Origin of the sequence: Nocardioides cavernaquae, from assembly GCF_003600895.1 — a bacterium.
GTDB lineage: Bacteria > Actinomycetota > Actinomycetes > Propionibacteriales > Nocardioidaceae > Nocardioides > Nocardioides cavernaquae.
Map to the genome: position 1 here is coordinate 2710818 of NZ_QYRP01000002.1, position 22892 is coordinate 2733709.

The following is a 22892-nucleotide window of genomic DNA, read 5'->3' on the forward strand; positions in this document are numbered from 1 at the left end:
TGCCGTGACCGACGCCCAGCAGGTTCCCGCGCCGCCCCGCCACTGGGAAGCCGATGTCCTGCTGCTTGACGGGGGCACTGCGCACATCCGTCCGATCCGGCCGGAGGACGCTCCGCGGATCGTCGAGTTCTACGCGCGGGTGTCCGACGCGTCGAAGTACTACCGCTTCTTCGCGCCCATGCCGAAGCTCTCCCAGCGCGACCTCAAGCGCTTCACGGAGGTCGACCACACCGGCCGCGTCGCCTTCATCCTCGAGCTCGCCGACCGGATCATCGCGGTCGGGCGCTTCGACGTGATCGAGCCGGGGGAGGCGGAGGTCGCGTTCCTCGTCGAGGACCGGCACCAGGGCCGCGGCATCGCGCAGATCCTGCTGGAGCACCTCGCCCAGGCCGGCCGTGAGGTCGGCGTACGCCGCTTCGTCGCCGAGGTCCTGCCCGACAACAAGCGGATGATCGCCACGCTGGAGGCGGCCGGCTACCAGGTGGCCGGCGGTGTGCAGCACGGCGTGATGAGCCTCGAGTTCTCGATCGACCCGACCACGATGGCCATCGGCGTGATGTCGGCGCGCGAGCACCGTGCCGAGGCGGCATCGATCGCCCAGTTCTTCGCGGCACGCTCGGTCGCGGTCATCGGCGCCAGCCGCCGCCAGGACACCATCGGACAGGCCCTGGTCCGCAACCTCGTCACCGGCGACTTCACCGGCCGCGTGTACGCCGTGAACCCGGCCGCCGAGGCGGTCAGCGGCCTCCCGGCGTACTCCAGCGTGTCCGACATCCCCGACCAGGTGGACCTCGCGATCATCGCGGTGCCCGCGACCGCGGTCCACGACGTCGTGCTCGACTGCGCGGCCAAGGGCGTCAAGGGCCTGGTCGTCATCTCGTCCGGCTTCGCCGAGACGGGGGAGGAGGGACGCCGTCGGCAGCGCAAGCTCGTCGGTCTCGCCCGCTCCTACGGGCTGCGACTGATCGGGCCCAACTGCCTCGGTGTGATCAACACCGACCCCGAGGTGCGGCTCAACGCCTCGCTGTCGCCGCTGATGCCGGCGCGTGGTCGCGCGGGCTTCTTCTGCCAGTCCGGTGCGCTCGGCTCGGCGATCCTCGAGAAGGTCAACAACCGGGGCCTCGGCCTGTCGACGTTCGTCTCGGCGGGCAACCGCGCCGACGTGTCCGGCAACGACCTCCTGCAGTACTGGGAGGAGGACGACTCCACCGAGGTGGTCCTGCTGTACCTGGAGTCCATCGGAAACCCGCGCAAGTTCTCCCGCGTCGCGCGCCGCGTCAGCCGCCGCAAGCCGGTCATCGCCGTGCGTTCCGGGCGAAGCACGCAGGGCGTGCCGATGGGCCATGCGGTCCGGACCTTCGCCGCACCGAGCGGTGCGATCGATGCGATGTTCCGGCAGGCCGGCGTGATCCAGGTCGACACCCTGGACGAGATGTTCGACGTCGCCCAGCTGCTCGCGCACCAGCCGCTCCCGGCCGGTCGCCGGGTCGCGATCGTCGGAAACTCCGACGCGCTCGGCCTGCTCGCCGCCGACGCGGCCGCCTCCGCGGGCCTGGTGGTGAGCAAGTCCGTCGAGCTCGGTGCCGATGCGGGTGCGGAGGACTTCGAGGACGCGCTCGACCGGGCCATCGACGACCCTGCCGTCGACGCGGTCGTCGCGGTCTACATCCCGCCCCTCAACACCACCGGCGTCGAGGTCGCCAACGTGTTGGCCGCGGTCGGTGAGCAGTCCGACAAGCCGCTGGTCTCGACGTTCCTCGGCGCGGAGGGTGTTCCCGAGCTGCTGCGGGTCCCCGACGTCGCGGGAGCCACCGCGGGGCGCGGCTCGGTGCCGTCGTACCCGGCGGTGGAGGCGGCCGTGCGCGCGCTCGCCCAGGTCGTCGAGTACGCCCTGTGGCTGCGCACCCCGCAGACCGACGTCGCCGAGCTCGACGTCGACCCGGACCGCGGGCGCGCCGTGATCGAGGGCGTCCTGCGCACCTCGCCGCGCGGTCGCGAGCTGCAGTACGACGAGCTCCGCGAGCTGCTCGACGCCTATGGCATCGACCTCTGGCCCCAGCGCCCCGTCTTCACGATCGAGGAGGCGCTGGCGGCCGGCGAGGAGTTCGGCTGGGACGTCGTGCTCAAGGCGACCGCCGAGCGGTTCCGGCACCGACCCGACCTGGCCCACGTCTGGCGCAACATCGGCGACGCGGGCGACATGCAGCACGCCTGGACGGCACTCCGGGCGATCATCGACCGCCCGGACGAGGCGGGTTTCGTCGTGCAGCCGACCGCGAAGCCCGGTGTGCCCGTCAGCATCGCCGCCGAGGAGGACCCGCTCTTCGGACCCGTCGTCTCCTTCGGCATCGCCGGTCCGCTCTCGGAGCTCCTCGGCGACCGTGCCTACCGCATCCCGCCGCTGAGCGTGCACGACGCACGCGCGATGACCCGCGAGATCAAGGGCTCGCCGATGCTCTTCGGCTACCGCGGCAGCGAGGTCGTCGACGTGGACCGCATCGAGGACCTGGCCCTGCGGATCGCGCGTCTGAAGAACGACCTGACGCAGCTGCAGGCAGTCGCCCTGCCCCTGGTCATGGCCGGTCGTGAGGGTGCCCCCGTGCTCACGGCGACCGCCCGAGTCGAGCCGTTGACCGACCAGCGCTCCGACTGGTTCGCCCGACGGCTCAACCCGCACCCCGGTGACACCCTCAGCGACTGAGGCTCACGGTTGCAGGAAGGCGAACTGGGCGACCTTGTTCGGCAGGTCGACCTGCGGGCCGTCGACGAATCCCACGCGGCGGAACAGGTCGATCGAGGCAGTGTTGGCGGCATCCGGTTCGACGACGAGCCGTGCCACCTCGGGCCGGTCGAAGAGGGTGTCCCTGATGTAGCAGGTGACCTCCATCGTGTGGCCCGCGCGGATGGCCGTGTCCGCGAGGAACAGGTGGACGCCGAGGTCGCCCGGCTCGCGGTCGTAGAACTCACCGAGCTCGTCGACCCCCGGATCCCAGGTCTGGAACAGCCCGACCGGAAGGCCGTCGATCTGGAGCACGTACGCCGCGAGGTGCGGCTGGTCCTGGATCCACGCGTAGATCTCGCCGACCTCCTCGCGCGGCTTGTCGAGCATGCCCCAGTAGACGGCGCGGGGCTCGGTGACCCAGCCGTGGAGCAGGTCGAGGTCGGCGACGGGGTCGAGGTCGCGGTGGGTGATGGACACGGGGGTCTCCTCGGTGAGCTGCGCCCAGTCAGTGACCAGGGGCAAGGTGCCGCCGCACGCCCAGGTGGCGTGCTGGTCGGCGTGGTGGGGATCCGAGGGGTCGCCCGAGATGCCCAGAGGCACGACCCAACGGCTGTGTGAACGGTCTGCGAGGTCCCACGCGTAACGGGCCACCGAGCCACGAACGCAGACCCCGGTGCCGGGCAGCCAGCTGGCCGCCCGGACGGTGTCGCCGTCGCCCGCCAGGGGTGTTGACGGTGACGTGCGCTCGTGGGGCAGCCCGAACTGCTCCAGCGCGTGCAGGGGGTGGAAGCGATGCCGCTCCGGCCAGCTCGCCCTGGCGTGCTCTGTGGCGAGCTCGGCCGCACACTCCCTGACGACCGGCGCGAGATCGATGCCGAAGGGCGTGCCGTGCTCGACGAGGACGTGAAGGGAGGCGGCGACGCGGCCCGGGAGCGAGGACCACGGCTCGAAGAGCGGCCCGTGCGGCGAAGGCTCCCTCAACGGAGAGAGCTGAGGGGCGGCGCAGATCGCATCGACCACCCGCTCACGCAACCCTGCGAACCATGCTGCGCCCGGGGACCCGTCCATCGCGCCGCCCCAGGCCGGCCGGAGCTCCGCCGGGACGAGGTCGAGGAGTCCGGCCAGCTGCGTCTGCTGGACGTCCGCGAGCACCTCCGCGGCCGAGGTGGCATCGAGCGCCGGTGCCGCGGAGAGGAGCTCCCGGATTCGGTCGGCGCGGAATGGAGGAGCGAAGTCGCGGCCCAGCACGTCGTACGCCGCGCCGCCGCGCTCGTTGGCGGTGACGAAGGCTCCGTCAGGCGCCACCTCGGTCCGGGGCAGGCCGGAGACCCACCCCGCCCAGTCACCGGCATCGGAGCGGACCGGGACGACACCAGCCACCCTGTGCAGGACGCGCCCCGCGCTGTCAGCGATGACCACGTTGTTCACCGGCTCCACCCAGTGCTCGAGGGCGGCGTCGACGTCGGCGACGGTCCGGGAGCGGAGCAGGGGCAACAGCGCGCCGAACCCGAGGTCGCCGAGATCGTGCGCGGGAGTCTGGAGCACGAGCGCCGTCCCGTCGGAGGGGTCGCCGAGGACGACCGGACCGCGCGCCGTGCTCAGCACGTCGATCTGCACCGGAGCGGCATCGCGTACGACGATGGTCTGCGTCTCCCGGGTCACCGACTCCGAGGGCGAGAGCGGGTGCAGGTCCTGGTAGTCGGCCACCGCGTTCGTGACAGCCCAGGCGACCGACCCGGCGTGCCCGAAGTGCTGGACGCCGGGAACACCCGGGAAGGTGAGCCCGACCACGTCGAAGCCGTGCAGGCTGTCCGTGCAGGCCAGCCTCACCTGGAGGTAGACGTTCGGCGCCTCGAAGACCCGATGTGGGTCGCCCGCCACGAGCGGAGCGCCGGACGTGGTGCGGCCGCCGCCCACGGCGTACGCGTTGCTGCCGCCGGCCAGCCCCTCGGTCCGGAACAGGTCCGCGTCCTCGCCGAGGACGTCGCGCGCGCGGGCGTGGAACAGCTTCGACGGGAACGAGCCGAACAGGACGTGCTGCACCTGGAACACCGCCAGCGGCGTCCACGGCTGCCACGCTCCGGGAGAGGCGCCCAGTGCCTCCAGCTCGACGCCGGTTGCGCCCTCGTCGAAGGCGGTGTTGACCCCGTCGACGTACGCCGCGAGGAAGTCGCGGGTGTGCGTGTCGAGACGTGACCAGGCAGTCTGCGCGATCGCCTCGAGCCGGGTGCGGCGCGCGAACACGTCCCACTCGACACCTGCCGGACCGAGCAGCTCGGCGGTGCGGCCCTCGCCGCGGAGCCGCTCGATCTCCAGCTGCCAGGCCCGGTCGCGCGCGGTGACCTGGCCCTGCTCGAAGGCGAGGTCTCCGAGCGACGACGCCCGGATGTGCGGGATGCCCCACGGGTCGCGGAAGACGGTCACCCTTCGACCGGCCCAGCCACCGGACCTGCAACAGGGTTGACGAGCGTGCCGGCGAACATCAGCGACTCCGACTGGTCGGTGATGTCGACCATCTGCAGCGTGTTGCGCAGCTGCAGGCGGTTGAGGCACGAGTGCCGGAACTCCGCCCGCAGGAAGTCGTAGCGTGCAGCAGCCTCTGCCAGCTCCGGGTGGTCCGCGGCGTGGTCGGCGATGCAGGCCCGTGCCTCCGCCCAGAACGCCGCCTCCGGCAGGACGCCCTCGTCGTCGAGGATGGCGGCCAGGTAGCGGAGGAAGCCGTCGAACACATCGGTGTGCACCGGCAGCGACAGGTCCTCGAAGGGCACGTCCGCGCGGACCCGCGCGACCTCGGGCGGCAGTGGCCGGTCACCGATGACCGCGATCTCCTCGCCGATGTCCTTCATGAACATGCGCACGGGGACATGGTCACGCAGCACCATGATCAGGTTCTCGCCGTGCGGCATGAACGCGAGGTCGTGCGCGAGCAGGCAGTGCACGACCGGCCGCAGGTAGGCGTCGAGATAGGTCCGCACCCAGGCTCGGGCGGGGATCCCGGACGCGCGGACGAGCTCCGCGGCGTACGAGGCGCCGGCGTGGTCGCGGTGCAGCAGTGCCGCCATGGTGGCCGCCCTCTCGCCGGGTGCCAGGCGCGGCACGGGCGACTCGCGCCACAGCGCAGCCACCATCTTCCGGTACGCCGAGGGGTCCGACAGGCCGTGGAACACGTCACCGGTCCACCCGATCGCGGCCAGCTCGCGCAGCACTCCGAAGCCCCGCTCCTTGAGCTCCACGTCGCCCTCGACGAGGTCGGCGACCCAGTCGTTGATCGCCGGAGTCGCCCGCATGTAGGCAGGGGAGAGCCCGCGCATGAAGCCCATGTTCTGGATCGACAGCGCGGTCTTCACGTAGTGCCGCTCCGGCCGACTGGTGTTGAAGTAGGTCCGGATCGACTGCTGCGGACGGTGCTCGTCCTCGCCCTCGCCGAGCAGCACCAGGTGTCGTCGGGCGACGTCGGGCGCGAAGGTGATCGCGAGCTTGTGGCGCCACTGCCACGGGTGCACGGGCAGGTAGCGGTAGTCGTCGGCCTCGAGCCCGAGCACCGCGAGGCGCGAGGCGAACCGCGCCAGCGTCGCGCCACCCAGCTCGGCCGCGTAGAGCGCCTCCTCGGACACTCCGCGCCCCAGCGACAGGTGGGACTGGTCACGACGGACCGCCAGCCACAGCAGCCGCAGGTCGTTCGACGTCTCGGGAGCCCAGCGCGCGTGGTCCTCGATGTCGAAGCCGATCCGACCGTTGTTGGCGACGAACGCCGGGTGACCCTCGCTCATCGCTCCCTCGACGGTCTGCTGGTCCGCGTCGACCAGCTCGGCGGCGGTGAGCCGCTGGTGCGCGATCTTCCAGCAGGACGAGGCGAGCGTGGCCGCGATCTCCTCGAGGTACGTCGGCAGCAGCTGCGGCGGGATCCCGAGCACCGGTGCGAACTCGACGATGAACGCCTGGGCGTCGAGTGGCGCCTCGACACCGTCGGCGCGGCGGATCAGCGACCCGGCATCCACGACCCAGTGGTCCAGTGCGAACCTCCGGGCACAGAAGCTGTACGTCGACACCGGCCCGTGCAGCGCGAACCCGGCCCCGCCCGTTGTCACCGGTGCCAGGAGCCGCTCGTGGGCGAACTCCGCGATCGCCTTGGCGACCAGGGCCCGCTCGGCCCGCTCGAGGTTCTCCGGTGACAGGTGACCGGCCGGCGAGGTCGCCGCGAAGGCGGCGCGGGTGCACACGGAGAGCATTGCGGTCTTGCCGGCCAACGGGATCTCGCGGAGCTCGGTGAAGCCGGCATCGGTGTTCTTGCGGCGGATCGCCTCGTTGCGGGCATCCGGCTCGACGACGACACGACGGACCGCTGCATCGCTGAAGCAGTGCTCCATGACGGCGCGGAAGACAGCCGTCGTGTATCCGGCCACCGGTTCTCCCGACGTCGGCCCGATCAGCACGTGCATGCCGAGGTCGCCGTCCGCGAGGTCATCGATCAGGTGCGTGAGTCCGGCGAGATCGCTGCGCGCAGGGTCGTAGGTCTCGACCAGGAACGCCGGGGCGCCGTCGACGCGGCCCAGCCACGCGTCGTGGTGCGGGTGCTCGGCGATGCGGTGGTACTCCGCAGCCACGTCCGCCGCGGTCGCGGCGAGCATGCCCCAGTAGACCGATCGCGGGTGGGTCACCCAGCGGTGCAGCGCGCCGACGTGGGTCTCGACGTCGAGGGGTTCGATGGTGATCCTCACTGGCCTGCCTCCCGCTCACTCCGGTCGTGGCCGATCCGGAACCTGTCCGGCACCCCGAACTCCTGGAACGCGACCCGCTTCTCGATCGGGTAGACCTCGCGGCCCAGCACGGAGGCCAGGATCACCGAGTTGCGGTAGGCGCCCATGCCGAGATCCGGAGCCACGAAGCCGTGGGTGTGCTCCTCGCCGTTCTGCACGAAGACCTCGCGCCCCGTCCTGTCGACGGCGTACGTCGCAGACGCGGCGTACCGGCCTCGATCGTCGAGCCGCAGCCGGTCGCGCACGGGTTCGAGGAACTCCGGCAGGCCCGTCCGGTAGCCGGTCGAGAGGACGACAGCGCCGCTGCTGAACGCGTAGTGCTCCCCGGTCTCGGTATGGGTGAGCTCGAGGCGGTATGCCGAGTCGCCGTCGGTCGGGGTCATCCCGGTCAGCTCGCTCGCGGTCAGCAGCGTGGTGGCCGCGCTCCCGTCGATCGAGCGCGTGTAGAGCAGGTCGTGGATCGCGTTGACCGTGTCGCTGCTGATGCCCTTGTAGAGCTGCTGGTGCGACGTCAGCAGCCGCGCGCGGGTCGTGTCATCGAGGCCCTGGAAGTACGCGGTGTACTCCGGCGAGGTCATCTCGAGCGTGAGCTTGGTGTACTCCATCGGGAAGAACCGCGGGCTCCGGGTCACCCAGGTCAGGTGATAGCCGTGGTCAGGTTGTGCGGTGAGCAGGTCGAGGTAGACCTCGGCGGCGGACTGGCCGCTGCCGACGACGGTGATGCTCTCGCGCGCGAGCACCTCGTCGCGGCGGGTGAGGTAGTCGGCCGCGTGCAGCGCCGGGCCGGCCGCCTGCGCGGCGACGGCGTCGCGCGAGCACTCCGGGAGGTACGGCGCGGAGCCCGTGCCGAGCGCCAGCCGGCGACCCCGCACCACATCGCCGTTCGCGGAGGTGACGACGTAGGACGAGCCGTCGTGCTCCACCGAGGACACCCCGAAGCCGAAGCGGATCCGGCCGGCCGCTGCGAGCTGGTCGGCGACCCACTGGCAGTACTGGTTGTACTCCCGGCGGTGCGGGAGGAAGCTCTCGCGGATGTAGAACGCGTAGAGGCGCCCGGTCTGCTTGAGCCAGTTGAGGAACGAGAAGCGCGAGGTCGGGTCCGCGAGCGAGACGACGTCGGCCAGGAACGGCACCTGGAGGGTCGCATCTTCGAACATCAGTCCGGGGTGCCAGTTGAACCCGTCGCGGGCCTCGAGGAAGACGACGTCGAGCTCTCCCGCCTGCGCAAGGGGCTCGGCGAGTGCGGCGAGACCGAGGTTGAACGGACCCAGGCCGATGCCGACGAGGTCGTGGGTGCGGGTCGACGTCGTCATCGGGCGACCTCCATGACGGCGCGACCGAGTGCCCGGACGTCCTCGACGATGTCGAGGATCTCCTCCGGGGTGGCCAGCGGGTTGAGCAGGGTGAACTTGAGGAACTGACGGCCGTCGACCTTGGTGGCGGCGACGACGGCGCGGCCCGACGACCAGAGCTCGGAACGGATCCGGCGGTTCAGCTCGCCGAGCGTCTCCTCGTCCAGGGCTGCATTGGTGTAGCGGAACACCACGGTCGAGAGCTGTGACCGAGCGATGGTCTCGATGTCCGGCATGAGGGCAAGGCGGTCGTGGACCTCGCGGGCCAGGTCGATCGCGGCGTCGAAGCAGGCGCCGAGGCCGTCGGGGCCCATCACGCGCAGTGTCATCCAGAGCTTCACGGCATCGAAGCGGCGTGTGGTCTGGAGGGACTTGTCGACCTGGTTGGGGTTCTCCGACTCCTTGGGGTTCAGGTAGTCGGCGTACCACGACGCGTGCTGCATGGAGGCCAGGTCGCGCACGATGAGGGCGCTCGAAGAGACCGGCTGGTACCACGACTTGTGGAAGTCAATCGTGACCGAGTCGGAGCGTTCGATGCCGTCGAGGAGGTGGCGGTACCTCGGTGAGGCGAGCAGGCCGCCGCCGTACGCCGCGTCGATGTGGAACCACGCGCCGTACCTGCTGCAGGCGTTCGCGATCCGGTCCAGCGGGTCGATGACGCCGAAGTCGGTCGTGCCCGCGGTCGCGACGACGGCGGCGGGGACCAGGCCGTCGGCGACGCAGTCGGCCAGCATCCGCTCGAGTTCGTCGACGTCCATCCTGCGGCTGCCATCGGTCGGAACGGCGACCGCGGCCGCGTCGCCCATGCCGAGCAGGCGCGCGGACTTCGCGATCGAGAAGTGGCAGTCGGCGGACGTGAAGAAGCGGAGCTTCTCCAGGGGGACCCCACGGAGCTGGGCCTCGCCGCGGGCAAGCAGGAGCGCCTGGAGGTTGGACTGGCTGCCGCCGCTGGTGAAGATGCCATCCCGCAGGCCCTCGGGGTAGCCCGCGCGGGCAGCGGTCCAGTCGATGAGGTGGCGCTCCATGAAGGTGCCGCCGACCGACTGGTCGAAGGTGTCCATCGAGGTGTTGATGGCGGCCATGAAGAGCTCCGCGACCAGTGCCGGGATCACGACGGGGCAGTTCAGGTGGGCGGCGTACTTCGTGTCGTGGAAGTAGACGGTGTCGTCGAGCCAGAGCTCACGGATCTCGGCGAGCGCCGCGCTCGTGTCACCGAGCGGACGGTCGAGGTCGACGTCGAGGACCGGCTTGGCCGCGACCTCGGGGGAGAGGCCGGTGACCGGACGGTCGATCCTGGCGAGCTGCTCGAGCAGCAGGCGCAGTCCGTCGGTCATCGCCGTCGTGTAGCGACCGGCGTTGTCCGGATGGAAGAGCTGGTCGAACGAGGGGGCGGTCATGGGGTCCTCCCGAGGCAGTAGATTAAGTTAGGCACACCTAAGTAAGGCTTACCTTACTCACGAAGGTGTCGATGGTCGACACCCCCTGCGACGAGAGGACCGTCACACCGTGGCTCCGGCCCCTTCCCGCCTTGACCGGCGGGTGCTTCTCGGCTTCGCGGTCTCCGCGATCGGCAACGGCCTGACGATGCCGTTCCTCTACGTCTATCTCGCCCACGTGCGGGACCTCGGCCCGTCGACGACCGGCTGGCTCTTTGCCTGGATCGGGCTCGTCGGTGTTGTCGTGGCGCCGGCCCTCGGCTCGCTCATGGATCGCTTCGGACCCCGGCTCGTCATGATGTGCGGGCTGGGGGTCGAGGTCGTGTCGGTGGGATCCCTGGGCTTCGTCGACGAGATCGTGCCGGTCATGCTGGCACTCGCCGGACTCGTCGTCGGCGCCGCGCCGCTGTGGCCGGGCACGACGGCCCTGCTCGCCCTCGTGGTGGCTCCCGAGCGTCGCGAGGGCGTCTACGGCCTCGTCTTCCTCGCGGTCAACGCCGGCCTGGGGCTCGGTGGCGTCGTGGGGGCCGCGCTGATCGACGTCTCGCGCCTCGGGTCCTTCCAGGTCCTCTACGTCGCCGACGCGTGCAGCTACCTGGTCTATGCGGTCGTCCTGGCGACGTTGCCACGTGGGGTCGGGCGGACCCCGTCGGGAGAGCAGTGCCTCGAGGGTGGGTGGCGCGAGGTGGTCGCCGACCGTCGCGTGATGGCGCTGCTGGCCTGCGGCGTCCTGGCGGTCACCTTCGGGTACGGCCAGTTCGAGGCCGGCGCATCGGCGTACGTCGTGGAGGTGGCCGGGCTGCCGGCCCAGGTGCTCGGGTGGGGATTCGCGGCCAACACGCTCGTGATCGTGGCCAGCCAGCTGCTCGTCCTGCAGCTGACGGCGCACCGGCGCCGCACGGCGGTGCTCGCCTTCGCTGTCGCGACCTGGTCCGTCGCCTGGGTGGTCGTCGGCCTCTCTGCTGCAGTGCCGGGCTGGTGGGCAATCGCGGCGGTCGTCATCGGGCTGGGAGTCTTCGGCCTCGGGGAGACGCTGTGGGCGCCGGTCGCCACCGGCCTGGTCAACACGCTTGCTCCGGCCCACCTCCGGGGCCGCTACAACGCCGCTCTCGGCCTGGTCTGGACCCTCGGGCAGGTCTTCGGGCCGGCGATCGCCGGTGTCCTGATCGGTCACGGCCATGGGGGAACGTGGGTCGCCGTCGTCGTGGGCGGCACGTTGTTGTCAGCGCTCCTGCTCGCCTCCTTGCGGCGGCGGCTGACGCCCGAGGAGGACGGTCTTCCTGCGCGACGCGGATCACAGTGCGGACCGCTGGACGAACGCCCGAGGCATGTGACTAAGGTAAGGCAATCCTAACTTCCTACGAAAGCGGACGAATGAACCTCCGACTGACTGCCGCCGCTGCGGCCGTTGCCCTCGCGGCGTCGGCCTGCTCCACGGGATCCACCGCCGAGAAGAGCGACGAGACCGCTGCTGCCGGCCTGACCAAGGCCGAGGCGGGCGCCTTCCCGACGACGGTGAAGCACGCCTACGGCGAGACCACCATCGAGTCCGAGCCCACGCGCGTCGTGGCCCTTGGCTGGTCCGACGCCGACGTCGTCCTCTCCCTGGGCGTCGTGCCGGTGGGTGCCTCCAACAACTCGTGGGGCGGCACCAAGGAGGGCTCGACCCTCTGGTTCGACGAGGCCCTCGCCGAGATCGACGGCGCCCAGGCACCGACCCGCATCGATGACACCACCAACGCCATCGCCGGCGCGGTCGCCGACATCGCGAAGCTCCAGCCCGACCTGATCCTCGCCACGAACTCCGGCATGACCAAGGCGGAGTACGACAAGCTCTCCAAGCTGGGTGTCCCGGTCGTCGCGATGCCGGGCAAGCCCTGGATGACGACCTGGACCGAGAGCCTGGACATCGTCGGTCAGGCGCTGGGCCGCAACAAGATCGCTGACGAGGTCGAGGCCGATGTCAAGGAGAAGTTCGAGGAGGCCAAGGAGGAGTACGACGACCTCCAGGGCAAGTCGGCCTTCGTCTCCTGGATCGACCCCACCGACACCTCCTCCGTCGGCGTGTACGCCGACAGCCGCGGCACCGTGCTGGAAGAGGTCGGCCTGGTCATGCCCGAGTGGGTCGAGAAGGCCACCAAGGGTGAGGCCTACGCCTCCGTCTCCGCCGAGCGTGCGGGCACGATGGACGCCGACCTCGCGCTGGTGACTGCCGAGTCACAGGCCGAGGCCGACCAGATCAGCAAGGACAAGCTCATCGCGAAGATCCCGGCGTTCGCCGCCGGCACCGTGTGGTGGGACCTCCCCGACCACTCGACCGCGTATGCCCTCGACGTCGCCACCGCGCTGTCGCTGCCGTACATGGTCGACCACCTGCTGCCCGAGCTCGAGAAGGCGCTCGAGGACAAGTGACGCACGACCTCGCCCTGCCCGGGGCGAGCGCGGGGCACCCCTCCGGGGGTGCCCCGCGACCTACCCGGGTCGTCCCCGTGAAGGCCATCGCCGTGCTCGCAGCCGTGGCCTTCGTGGCGTTCCTCTTCTCGGTCTCCGTCGGCTCCGTGGGAGTCGTCGCCCCGTGGGCCGCCCTCGACCCCGAGCACCCGTCGTACGCCGTCGCGGCCGCCCGCTTCGAGCGGACCGTGACCGGCTGTGCGGTCGGCGCGGCTCTCGCCCTGTCAGGAGCGCTGCTACAGGGACTGACCCGCAACCCGCTCGCCGACCCCGGCCTGCTCGGCATCACCTGGGGTGCGACGACCGGCATGGTCCTCGCCGTCGCCGTCTTCAGCATCGGCACGCTCTCGGGCTACCTCTGGTTCTCCTTCCTCGGTGCGGCGATCTCCGCGGTCGCGGTTCACGTCCTCGCGACCCTGGGCGGTGGCGCTGCGACCCCGGGACGGATCGTCATCGCCGGCGCTGCGGTCTCCGCGGCCCTGAACAGCTGGACGACCGCGATCCTGCTGGCCGACCAGGCGCGCTTCGACAAGCTGCGGTTCTGGATGGTCGGCGGTCTCGGTGCCGGCTACGACGCCCTGCTCACCGTCGGCCCGACGCTGCTGCTCGGCATCGTGCTGGGCCTTGCCGGAATCCGGCTTCTCGACATGCTCGCGCTCGGTGACGACCTGGCCCGTGGCCTGGGTCGCAACGTGCTGCGCGACCGCCTCGTCGTCGGCCTCGCCGTCGTGCTGCTCGCCGGTTCGGCCACGGCAGCGGCCGGACCGATCGCGTTCGTCGGCCTGATCGTGCCGCACGCGGTGCGGGCGACGGTCGGCTCCAGCCACGGTCGCCTGCTGCCGCTCACGCTCGGCTGGGGGGCGGTGCTCGTGATCGTCGCCGACACCGTCGGCCGCGTCATCGCGCCTCCCACCGAGGTGCAGGTCGGCATCATGACCGCGCTCGTCGGCGTACCTGTCTTCTTCGTGATGATCCGCCGCGGATCAGGGGTTCGCTCATGACCACGCTCGCCCCTGTGCCCGCCGAGCATGCGGCGACCGTGCGGGCTGCGCGCCGCCTCCCGCGGCGCCGGCTGTTGCTCGTCTGGCTCGGTCTCTCCCTGGCCACGACCGGAGCGTTCCTCGCCCGGGTCCTGCTCGGGGACTACAGCTTCACGATCCCCGACGCGGTCGCGATCGTCTTCCAGGACAAGCAGATCCCGACCGCAACCTTCATCCTGATGGAGACGAAGCTGCCGCGGGCGGTCCTGGCCGTGCTGGTCGGCCTCGCGTTCGGTGTCGCCGGCGCCATCTTCCAGGGAGCGCTGCGCAACCCGTTGGCCTCACCGGACGTCATCGGTGTCGGGATGGGCGCCAGCGCAGCGGCCACGTTCGCCTTCGTCGAGCTGAACGCCGAGGGCGTCGAGGTGGCGCTGTGGGGTGCGGGGGGAGCGATCCTCATGGCCGTCGTGGTCCGACTGGTCGGCGGCTCGGGCAACAAGCTGATCCTGGCCGGTGTCGGAGCGACCGTCGCGTTGCAGGGCTTCATCCAGTACCTCTTCACCCGCGCCGACGAGTACGACGCGCACATCGCGCTGCGCTGGCTCACCGGCTCGGTCAGCGAGGCGACGTGGGAACAGATCCAGCTCGTCAGCGTGGGCCTGCTGATCCTGCTCCCGCTCACGGCAGCCCTGGTCAGGAGCATCGGCATCGCCGAGCTCGGCCCCGACCTCGCCACGGGGCTCGGTGTCGGCCCGCGGCGCACGGATGCGGTCCTGCTGCTCGCGGTGCTCCTGGTCGCGCTCGGTGTCGCCGTCGCCGGTCCCGTGTCGTTCGTGGCCTTCCTCGCTGCGCCGATCGCCCGCGCGCTCAACGGCGGGCGCCGCACGCTGGTCGGCGCGGGCCTCACTGGCGCGCTCATCGTGGTCGCTGCGGAATACCCCGCCGACTACCTCTTCGCCGACGTGAACTATCCCGTCGGCGTGATCACCGGTGCGCTCGGCGCACCGTTCCTCCTGTGGCTGCTGGCCACGGGTCGTGCTGGAAGGAGCGCCCGATGACTGACACCCTGAGCCCCGTGGTGACCACCCCCCGCCTTGTCACCTCCACGCTCTCGCTCGGCTACGCCGACCGGCCCGTCGTGCACGACCTCGATCTCGCTGTCCCCGACGGCAAGGTGACGGTGATCGTCGGTGCCAACGGCTGCGGCAAGTCGACGCTGCTGCGCGGCCTGGCCCGGCTGCTCAAGCCCTCGACCGGGGCCGTGCTCCTCGACGGACGCTCGATCCACGAGCAGCCCAGCAAGGAGGTCGCGCGCCGCCTCGGCCTGTTGCCGCAGAACCCCGTTGCCCCCGAGGGCCTCACCGTCGTGGACCTCGTCGGTCGCGGCCGGCACCCGCACCACGGTCCCTTCCGCCGCTGGTCGGCCGAGGACGACGCCGCCGTCGCGCGCGCCCTCGAGATGACCGACACGCTCGACCTGGCCCGCCGGCCGGTCGACGAGCTCTCCGGCGGCCAGCGCCAGCGCGTGTGGATCGCGATGGCGCTCGCCCAGGAGACCGACCTGCTCCTGCTGGACGAGCCGACGACGTACCTCGACGTGGCGCACCAGGTCGAGGTGCTCGACCTCCTGGTCGATCTGAACGCCGCCCGCGGCGCGACGGTCGTCATGGTGCTGCACGACCTCAACCTCGCCGGGCGTTATGCCGACCATCTGGTCGCGCTACGCGAGGGACGCGTCGTCGCGTCCGGCACACCGTCTGAGGTCGTGACGCCGGAGCTCGTGCGCGATGTCTTCGGCCTCGAGTCGCAGGTCATCGTCGACCCGGTCTCGCACACCCCGCTCGTCGTGCCGCTCGGACGGCACCACCAGTGACCCGACACGACGCACGTCGTCCTGCGGCGGCGTGACAGACTCGGATCATGCGCAGAACCAGCACCACCGAGCCGACGGGTGACCTCGCGGACCTGAAGCGGGCGATCGACAAGGCCGGTTACTACCCCGAGGTCGTCTTCGACGGCGTCGCGACCGCCGTCGCCGGTGAGGAGATCGTGGACTTCTACGTCCACCACGAGCCGACCATCGAGCACGACGAGGTACGCCGACACATCACCGTCGCGGTCCTCACGCCGAGCCGGCTGATCCTGGCGCACACCGACGAGCACGCCGGTGACGACCTGCTCCCGCAGCCCTACACGTCGACCTCCAGCGAGGCGATCGCGCTCAGCGGAGTGAAGTCCGTCGTCGTCACGCGCATGGTCACCAACCCGACCAAGGGCGCCCAGCCGCCGGTCGAGGCCGTGCTCACGATCGGCTGGGGTGGCGTCGGTCGTCTCGACCTCGAGCCCGCCGGCTGTGCGGACCCCAACTGCGATGCCGACCACGGCTACACGGGCGTGCTCGCGAGCGACGACTTCTCGCTGCGGGTCTCGGCAGCCGCCGAGGGCCAGCACGCCGTCGACGCACTGCTCGGCTTCGCCGCCTCGCTCTCGGCGCACACCCAGGGCACGCGTTGACGGACGGCGGAGCCTTCGTCGAGCCCGCCTATCACCAGCGCACCCTCGGCGATGTCGTCCCGGCGATCGCTGCCGCGCTCGGGGTCGAGCGCCATCTGGCGGGCACCCTCGTGCTGCCCGACGCCCCGGCGTACGTCGTCTTCCTGATCGACGGCCTCGGCCAGGAGCTGCTCAACCGCTACTCCTACGCGGCGCCCTTCCTCGCCTCGCTGGCGGGTTCGCCCGGCACCTCCGGCGTGCCGTCGACCACGGCCACGTCGCTCACGTCACTGGGCACCGGGCTGACCCCGGGCCAGCACGGGTTGGTCGGCTACACCGCGCGCGTCCCGGAGACCGGTGAGCTGCTCAACCACCTGCAGTGGGACCGCGACGTCGACCCGACGCTGTGGCAGCCGCACCAGACCGCGTTCGCGCGGCTCTCGGCCGCCGGCGTGCGGGTCACTTCGATCAACAAGCGCGCGTTCGCCACCTCGGGCCTGACCGTTGCCGGCCACCGCGGATCGGCCTACGTCGGCGCGGACAACGCCGAGGAGCGCTTCGCCGCGGTCCTGGAGGCCGCGGGCACGGCTCCGTCGCTGACCTACGTCTACGACGGCGACCTCGACAAGACCGGTCACCAGCACGGTGTCGCCTCGACCGAGTGGCTGCTCGAGCTCCAGGCCGTCGATGAGTTCGCCGAAGACCTGCGCGACGCGCTGCCGCCCTCCGTCCGGCTGCTCGTCCTGGCCGACCACGGCATGGTCGACTCCCCGCGCGCCTCGCGCCTCGAGCTCGACGACCACCCCGAGCTGCGCCAGGGCATCGCTCTGGTGGGGGGAGAGGCACGCTTCCGCCACCTCTACTGCCGGTCGGGTGCCGTTGACGACGTCGCCGCGGCCTGGCGAGCCGTGATCGGCAGCCGCGCCACCGTGCTCACGCGGCCGGAGGCCGTGGCGAAGGGCTGGTTCGGCGAGGTCGACCCGGCCGTCGGGCTGCGGCTGGGCGACGTGATGATCGCCTGCCACGACGACTTCGCGGTCTTCTCCACGCGGGACTTCCCGAGGGAGCACACGATGGTCGGCCTGCACGGTTCGCTCACCCGCGACGAGATGCTGATCCCGATCCTGATCGCCTGACCCGCCGCACTACTCCGGCTCGTTGCCGCCCCCGAGCCGGTAGGACGACCGCACGCCGCCGTACATCAGGTGCGCGATCAGGCCCTCGGCCGCGTGGGGCAGGTTGTGGCAGTGGTCCATCCAGATCCCGGGGTTGTCGGCGACGAAGGCGATCTCGAACTCCTCGCCCGTCCCCACCTCGAGGCTGTCGATCCACCACGGGCTGCCTGTGGTGGGTTCGCCATCACGGGACAGCACCAGGGCGCGATGCCCGTGGAGGTGCATCGGGTGGGTCTCGCCGCTCCGGTTGACGATGTGCACGACGGCGACGTCGCCCTCCTCGACGTGGAACATGGGGATGTCGGGGAAGAGGTGGCCGTTGATGGTCCACCACCGGCCCGGCCGGCCGTCGAGGAAGCCGAGGCGACGTCCGATCTCGTACTCGAACCGACGCTCCGGGTCGCTGACGTCGATCCCGGGCTCGGCCGGTGTGCCGTAGTCCAGCAGGTCGAGCTCCTGCCGCGGCTGCGCTGGTACGACGGCGGGCGCAGGTGAGCTGCCCAGGGTGATCACTGTCGTGCCGTCGACATCGATCCGGACGCCGTCCGGAGGGACGACGACGCCCAGGTCGATGCGGCCTCCGGCGGTCACACCGATCCACCTGCCGCTCACCTCCGTAGGCCCGTTGAGGTCCGTGCCGTCGACCGCCAGAACGCGGTAGGGCGCGCCGGTGACCCAGACCGAGGCCTGCGTGTTGTCGGTGTTGACGAGCCGAACCCGGACCTCCTCGCCCGGAGCCACGTCGGCGTGGAGCGCGGGAGCGCCGTTGAGCGTCGGCTTGCCGTCGTACTGGTGCAGGACGGCGACCAGGTCCTGCGTCGCCGGCCCGCTCGGATGCGTCGGCTCGACGACCAGCGCCCCCAGCAGGCCCTGCCGCACCTGCACGTGGGAGAGCTGGTGGGCGTGGTACCAGTAGGTGCCCGCGCGGTCCGCGACGAAGCGGTAGACGAACCGCTCGCCCGGGGGCACGGCGTCCTGGGTGACACCCGCGACACCGTCCATCGCGTTCGGGACGTCGACGCCGTGCCAGTGCAGCGTCGTGCCGCCCCGGACGCTCGAGTTGACCAGGGTCGCCTCGATCAGCTGCCCCTGCGTCACCCGGAGGACGGGGCCCGGCGAGGTGCCGTTGACCAGGATCCGGTCGCCCTGCTGGGTGACGGTCAGCGTGAACCGGACATCGGCCGGCCGGGCCGGGTCCTCGATCAGGTCTGCGACCGCACGGTCGCCCTTGCCGCTGCCGTGCTCGCCATGGCTCCCGGGAACGCCGTGTCCGACCGGACCGGGCCCGCCACCGGTGTCGACGTAGCCCATCGAGGCGACGTCATAGGTGGCCGGAAGCAGGCTCGACCACCACGACCACGCCAGCGGTAGAAGGAGCGCCAGCGTCGCCCCGCATGCGACGAGCAGGCGGGTCCGGCCGGATGCGACCTTCATCAGGTCACGCGTTGACCAGGTCCTGCTGCTCGGTCGTGGCCGACCTGACCCGTTTGCCGGCCATGACCGCAGCGGCGAAGAGGACGAGTGCGTTCAGCCCGTGGAGTGCGCCGAATGCAGGGTCGACGTCGCGCGCGAGGCCAGGGAGGACCTGCGACTGCAGCATGACGAGGACGAACACCGCGAATGCCCACCAGACGCCCCGGGGCACCTTGGCGAAGAACGACACGATCAGGAAGATCAGCGACAGCAGCGGGACGATCATGAATCCGTTGATTCCGTGGATCATGAAGCCACGCTCCGCCGTGAAGTTCCACGGGCAGTCGCGACAGTCGAGCTGTGCCTTGGAGAACGTGTTGCCCTCGTCGATCCAGACACCGAATCCGAAGAAGCCCCAGGCGATCGCGGTGGCCTGGACGACGACTTCGAGTGCGATGAGGAACGCGAGGACCTGATAGGCCTTTCGCATGCCGCCTCCTCCAGCGGTTCGAACAACATTCCCATGTTGCTCGTCCTCACCGGAGCCCGACATGACCCGATCGGGCCTAGGGGCGTGCTGGGGTCACCGAAGGCCGAAGGTCACCCAAAGGGGAGCGGCTCCGGAGCCAGCGAGACCGCCTTCGCGCGCGCAGCCGTCAGCCCGCGGCGGTGGTGCTGGCGGCACAGCACCTCGTAGGCGACGTGTGCCGGCGCCTCGCCGGCGGCCTCGACATCGCCCACCATCACCTGGTCACCCTCGACGACCATGACGCCGTCCTCGGTGCGGGCGTTGTGGGTGGCGCGCTTGCCGCACCAGCACAGGGCCTCGACCTGGAGCACGTTCATCCGGTCGGCCAGCTCGACCAGCCGCGCCGAGCCGGGGAAGAGCTGCGAGCGGAAGTCAGTGAGGATGCCGAACGCGAAGACGTCGATCTGCAGCTCGTCGACGATCTTGGCGAGCTGCTCGATCTGGGCTGCCGAGTAGAACTGGGCCTCGTCGCAGATCAGGTAGTCGATCCGCCCACCCTGGGTGAGCGACTGGACGACATAGGTCCAGAAGTCGAATCCGTCCGCGACCTCGAGCGCCTCGTGGGTCAGTCCCAGCCGTGAGGACAGCGTCGCCTCGCCGGCACGGTCGTGGGTCGTGAAGATCCGGCCGACCCGACCGCGCGCGGCGTGGTTGTGGTTCGTCTGCAGCGCGAGGGTCGACTTCCCCGAGTCCATGGTCCCGGTGAAGAAATGGAGTTCAGCCACGGGAGGGATTCTGCCAGCGAGGCAGACTGGAAGCATGAGCGGACCCTTGATCAGTGCCACTGAGCTCCAGGAGCTGCTGGCCGGAGCGATGCCCCCGGTGCTGCTCGACGTGCGTTACCGGACAGGCGGCCCCGCCGGCCCGCACGAGTACGCCGCGGGCCACGTCCCCGGCGCGGCGTACGTCGACCTGGACGGCGCGCTCGCTGCTCCGCCCGGCCCCCGTGGGCGTCACCCACTCCCGGACCCGACCGTGTTCGTCGCGGCGATGCAGAAGGCGGGAGTGACCCTCGAAGGCCCCGTCGTCGCGTACGACGACTGGGCCGGCCACGCTGCAGCGCGCGCCTGGTGGCTGCTGCGCCACTACGGCCACCGTGACGTGCGGGTGCTCGACGGTGGCTGGGCGGCCTGGCAGGCAGCAGGTGGTTCGGTCGAGAGGGGCACTCCCGTCACCGAGGCCGGCGACTTCCACGGAGCTCCGGGCTCCATGCCCGTCGTGGGACCCGGCACCGTGACCGAGGTCGACGTGCTGATCGACGCCCGGGCCCCCGAGCGCTATCGCGGTGAGCACGAGCCGATCGACCCGGTCGCCGGCCACATCCCGGGCGCGGTCAATGTGCCGACCGCCCGCAACCTCGACAACCACGGCCACTTCCGCGACCCGCGCGAGCTCTGCGAGGTGTACGCCGAGGTGGGCGCAGTGGATCCGGACGCATCCGTCGCGGCGTACTGCGGCAGCGGGGTCACAGCCTGCCACGACGTGCTCGCCCTCGAGCTGATCGGCGTGAGCGCCGCGCTCTACCCGGGAAGCTGGAGCGGCTGGATCACCAGTGCACGCCCTTGAAGACCTTGGCGAGCATCGCCTGCTCTGACTCCTTGCCGGCATCGGCTGAGGCACCCTTCGCGGCCGCCGAGTCCGGGAAGACCTGGTAGGCGAGGTTGAGCACGCGGAACGCCGCGCGCGGCATGAAGGTGTGCGCGACCTCGCCGACGTTGCCGGCCATCGTGTTGATCTCGAACGGCCGCTGCACCAACCCGCGGATCACCCGGTCGGCCGCCTGGGCCGGCGAGATGGTCGGGAACTTGTCGTAGAGCTTGGTCGGCGCGATCATCGGCGTCCGCACCAGCGGCATGTGGATGTTGGTGAAGCTGATGCCCTCACCGACGAGCTCGGACGAGACCACGTTGCTCCACGCGTCGAGCGCCGCCTTCGACGCGACGTACGCCGAGAAGCGCGGTGGGTTGGTCTGGACGCCGATCGAGGAGATGTTCACGACGTGGCCGAACCGGTGCTCGCGCATCTTCGGGATCAGGCCCATCACCAGCCGGATCGCGCCGAAGTAGTTGAGCTGCATCGTGCGCTCGAAGTCGTGGAACCGGTCCTGCGACAGCTTCAGTGAGCGGCGGATCGAGCGCCCGGCGTTGTTGACCAGGAAGTCGACCTGCGGCAGCTCGTCGGAGAGCTGCTTGCAGAGCGCGTCGATCGCGTCGAGGTCCGAGAGGTCGCAGGGGTAGACCAGCGCCTTGCCGCCACGGAGCTCGATCGCCCGCTTGGTCTCCTCGAGCTTCTCCTTGCCGCGCGCCACGAGCACCGGGATGCCACCGCACTGCGCCACCTTGTGGGCCGTCACGAGCCCGATGCCGGAGGAGGCGCCGGTGATCACGACGTACTTGCCCCGCAGGGCCTTGCGGTTGGCGCGGTCGTCGGCGGTGGAGGTGTCGAGCTGCTCCTCCCAGTAGGTCCAGAGCGTGCGGATGTAGTCGTCCAGCGGCGGCAGCTCGATGCCCGAGGCCGCGAGCGCGAGCTGGGTGGCCCGGGAGTCGTAGACGGTGTGGAACGCGGTGTGGGCCAGCACCTCACCTGGGATGCCGACCCGGCCGGTGGTCTGGTCGAGCAGTGCGACGACGGGCTTCAGCTTGAGCAGCGCGGTCGCGATCGTGCCCGGGTGCAGCGGCTTCGGCAGCCGCGAGAACGTACGCCGCGTGACCGGCGTCGCGAACTGGGGAGACCCGGCCGCACGGCAGATCGAGTTGACCAGCCCGATGACCGACTGCGGCTCCGGGTTGACCAGGTGGAAGGCCTGCCCGTCGTGCCCGGGGAGGTGCGCAAGGTGCTCCATCGCCTGCGCGACGTAGTCCACCGGGACCACGTTGGTGTCGCCCAGGTCGATGCCGACCAGCGGCACCCAGCCGGGGACGCTGTCGCGGATCCGCTTGATCAGCGCGAAGAAGTAGTAGGGACCGTCGATCTTGTCCATCTCGCCGGTCGTCGAGTCGCCGACCACGATCGCGGGGCGGTAGACCCGCCACGGGATGGGTGACTCCTCCCGCACGATCTTCTCGGACTCGAACTTCGTGCGGTGGTAGGGCGAGGGCAGCACCTGGCCCTCGTCGAACATCGCCTCGGTGAAGCGCCCGTGGAACTCACCGGACGCCGCGACGGAGGAGACCTGGTGGAAGCAGCCGGCGTCGATGTCCGTCGCGAGCTCGAGGGCGTGGCGGGTGCCATCGATGTTCAGCACCTCGTTGGTGCGCTCGTCCGCGGTCATGTCGTACATCGCCGCGAGGTGGAAGAAGTGCCTGATGGTGCCGCGATGATCCCCGACCCAGGCGGGGTCGACCCCCAGCGCGGGCTGGGCGAGGTCGCCCACCACGAGCTTCACCCGGTCGGATCCCCAGCCGTCGAGCAGGACCTCCATGCGCGGGATCGAGCTCGCACGTGTGAGGACGAAGATGTCGCCCTGGCGGTTGTTCAGCAGCTCCTGCACCAGCCGCCGGCCGATGAAACCGGTCGCACCGGTGACGAAGTAGGACATCCTCGGAGGCTAGACCCGCCGCCTCCGGCTGAACAGGGCGTGACCG

General features: G+C 70.7%; 17 protein-coding genes. 9 read left to right on the plus strand and 8 right to left on the minus strand.

Annotated elements, in window-relative coordinates; all coding sequences use genetic code 11:
* The first annotated feature begins 4 nt into the window (after positions 1–4).
* Complete coding sequence (locus D4739_RS13030) at positions 5–2701, plus strand: bifunctional acetate--CoA ligase family protein/GNAT family N-acetyltransferase (protein ID WP_120061018.1); 2697 nt, start codon at positions 5–7, stop codon at positions 2699–2701.
* A 3-nt stretch (positions 2702–2704) separates the two neighbouring features.
* Here the strand turns inward: D4739_RS13030 and D4739_RS13035 are convergent, their stop codons facing one another.
* The 4 genes from D4739_RS13035 to D4739_RS13050 are packed head-to-tail and all read right to left on the minus strand — an operon-like array spanning position 2705 to position 10228.
* Entirely contained in the window at positions 2705–5146 is a 2442-nt protein-coding gene (locus D4739_RS13035; protein ID WP_120061019.1) for a GNAT family N-acetyltransferase, read from the minus strand.
* Positions 5143–7440 carry a GNAT family N-acetyltransferase gene (locus D4739_RS13040; protein ID WP_120061020.1) on the minus strand — a complete coding sequence of 766 codons (2298 nt, stop codon included), beginning with the start codon at positions 7438–7440 and terminating at the stop codon, positions 5143–5145. Before D4739_RS13040 ends, D4739_RS13035 begins: the two co-directional genes overlap by 4 nt.
* Complete coding sequence (locus tag D4739_RS13045; protein WP_120061021.1) at positions 7437–8792, minus strand: lysine N(6)-hydroxylase/L-ornithine N(5)-oxygenase family protein; 1356 nt, start codon at positions 8790–8792, stop codon at positions 7437–7439. Before D4739_RS13045 ends, D4739_RS13040 begins: the two co-directional genes overlap by 4 nt.
* Entirely contained in the window at positions 8789–10228 is a 1440-nt protein-coding gene (locus tag D4739_RS13050; RefSeq protein ID WP_120061022.1) for a pyridoxal phosphate-dependent decarboxylase family protein, read from the minus strand. The genes D4739_RS13045 and D4739_RS13050 overlap by 4 nt, the downstream gene beginning before the upstream one ends.
* A 109-nt stretch (positions 10229–10337) precedes the next feature.
* Between D4739_RS13050 and D4739_RS13055 the strand changes: the two genes are divergently transcribed.
* From D4739_RS13055 to D4739_RS13085, 7 genes are read left to right on the plus strand one after another with little or no spacing between them, the layout of a single operon-like run.
* Complete coding sequence (locus D4739_RS13055) at positions 10338–11621, plus strand: MFS transporter (RefSeq protein WP_147384920.1); 1284 nt, start codon at positions 10338–10340, stop codon at positions 11619–11621.
* A gap of 20 nt (positions 11622–11641) precedes the next feature.
* Positions 11642–12679 carry an ABC transporter substrate-binding protein gene (locus tag D4739_RS13060; RefSeq protein WP_120061024.1) on the plus strand — a complete coding sequence of 346 codons (1038 nt, stop codon included), beginning with the start codon at positions 11642–11644 and terminating at the stop codon, positions 12677–12679.
* Positions 12676–13719 carry a FecCD family ABC transporter permease gene (locus D4739_RS13065; protein ID WP_120061025.1) on the plus strand — a complete coding sequence of 348 codons (1044 nt, stop codon included), beginning with the start codon at positions 12676–12678 and terminating at the stop codon, positions 13717–13719. Before D4739_RS13060 ends, D4739_RS13065 begins: the two co-directional genes overlap by 4 nt.
* Entirely contained in the window at positions 13716–14756 is a 1041-nt protein-coding gene (locus D4739_RS13070; RefSeq protein WP_120061026.1) for a FecCD family ABC transporter permease, read from the plus strand. The genes D4739_RS13065 and D4739_RS13070 overlap by 4 nt, the downstream gene beginning before the upstream one ends.
* The gene (locus tag D4739_RS13075; RefSeq protein ID WP_120061027.1) at positions 14753–15571 is read left to right on the plus strand and encodes an ABC transporter ATP-binding protein; all 819 of its coding nucleotides are present in this window, start codon (positions 14753–14755) and stop codon (positions 15569–15571) included. Before D4739_RS13070 ends, D4739_RS13075 begins: the two co-directional genes overlap by 4 nt.
* Positions 15572–15618: 47 nt before the next feature.
* Positions 15619–16212, plus strand: coding sequence for a DUF5998 family protein (locus D4739_RS13080; RefSeq protein ID WP_120061028.1), 594 nt, complete (start codon positions 15619–15621; stop codon positions 16210–16212).
* Positions 16209–17327, plus strand: a complete 1119-nt coding sequence (locus D4739_RS13085) for an alkaline phosphatase family protein (RefSeq protein ID WP_120061029.1) — start codon at positions 16209–16211, stop codon at positions 17325–17327. The genes D4739_RS13080 and D4739_RS13085 overlap by 4 nt, the downstream gene beginning before the upstream one ends.
* 9 nt (positions 17328–17336) lie before the next feature.
* Here D4739_RS13085 and D4739_RS13090 read toward each other — a convergent pair whose 3' ends face one another.
* From D4739_RS13090 to D4739_RS13100, 3 genes are all read right to left on the minus strand, one after another.
* Positions 17337–18800, minus strand: a complete 1464-nt coding sequence (locus D4739_RS13090; protein ID WP_120061030.1) for a multicopper oxidase family protein — start codon at positions 18798–18800, stop codon at positions 17337–17339.
* Between the two features lie 4 nt (positions 18801–18804).
* Positions 18805–19269, minus strand: coding sequence for a hypothetical protein (locus D4739_RS13095; RefSeq protein WP_120061031.1), 465 nt, complete (start codon positions 19267–19269; stop codon positions 18805–18807).
* 110 nt (positions 19270–19379) lie between these two features.
* On the minus strand, positions 19380–20069 hold the full coding sequence (locus D4739_RS13100; RefSeq protein WP_220699293.1) for a thymidine kinase: 690 nt from the start codon (positions 20067–20069) through the stop codon (positions 19380–19382).
* Here D4739_RS13100 and D4739_RS13105 point away from each other — a divergent pair.
* On the plus strand, positions 20068–20874 hold the full coding sequence (locus tag D4739_RS13105; protein ID WP_120061033.1) for a sulfurtransferase: 807 nt from the start codon (positions 20068–20070) through the stop codon (positions 20872–20874). The two genes, D4739_RS13100 and D4739_RS13105, sit on opposite strands and share 2 nt — an antisense overlap.
* On the opposite strand, the gene D4739_RS13110 is transcribed toward D4739_RS13105, so the two are convergent.
* Positions 20855–22846, minus strand: coding sequence for an SDR family oxidoreductase (locus tag D4739_RS13110; RefSeq protein WP_120061034.1), 1992 nt, complete (start codon positions 22844–22846; stop codon positions 20855–20857). The two genes, D4739_RS13105 and D4739_RS13110, sit on opposite strands and share 20 nt — an antisense overlap.
* Positions 22847–22892 lie beyond the last annotated feature (46 nt).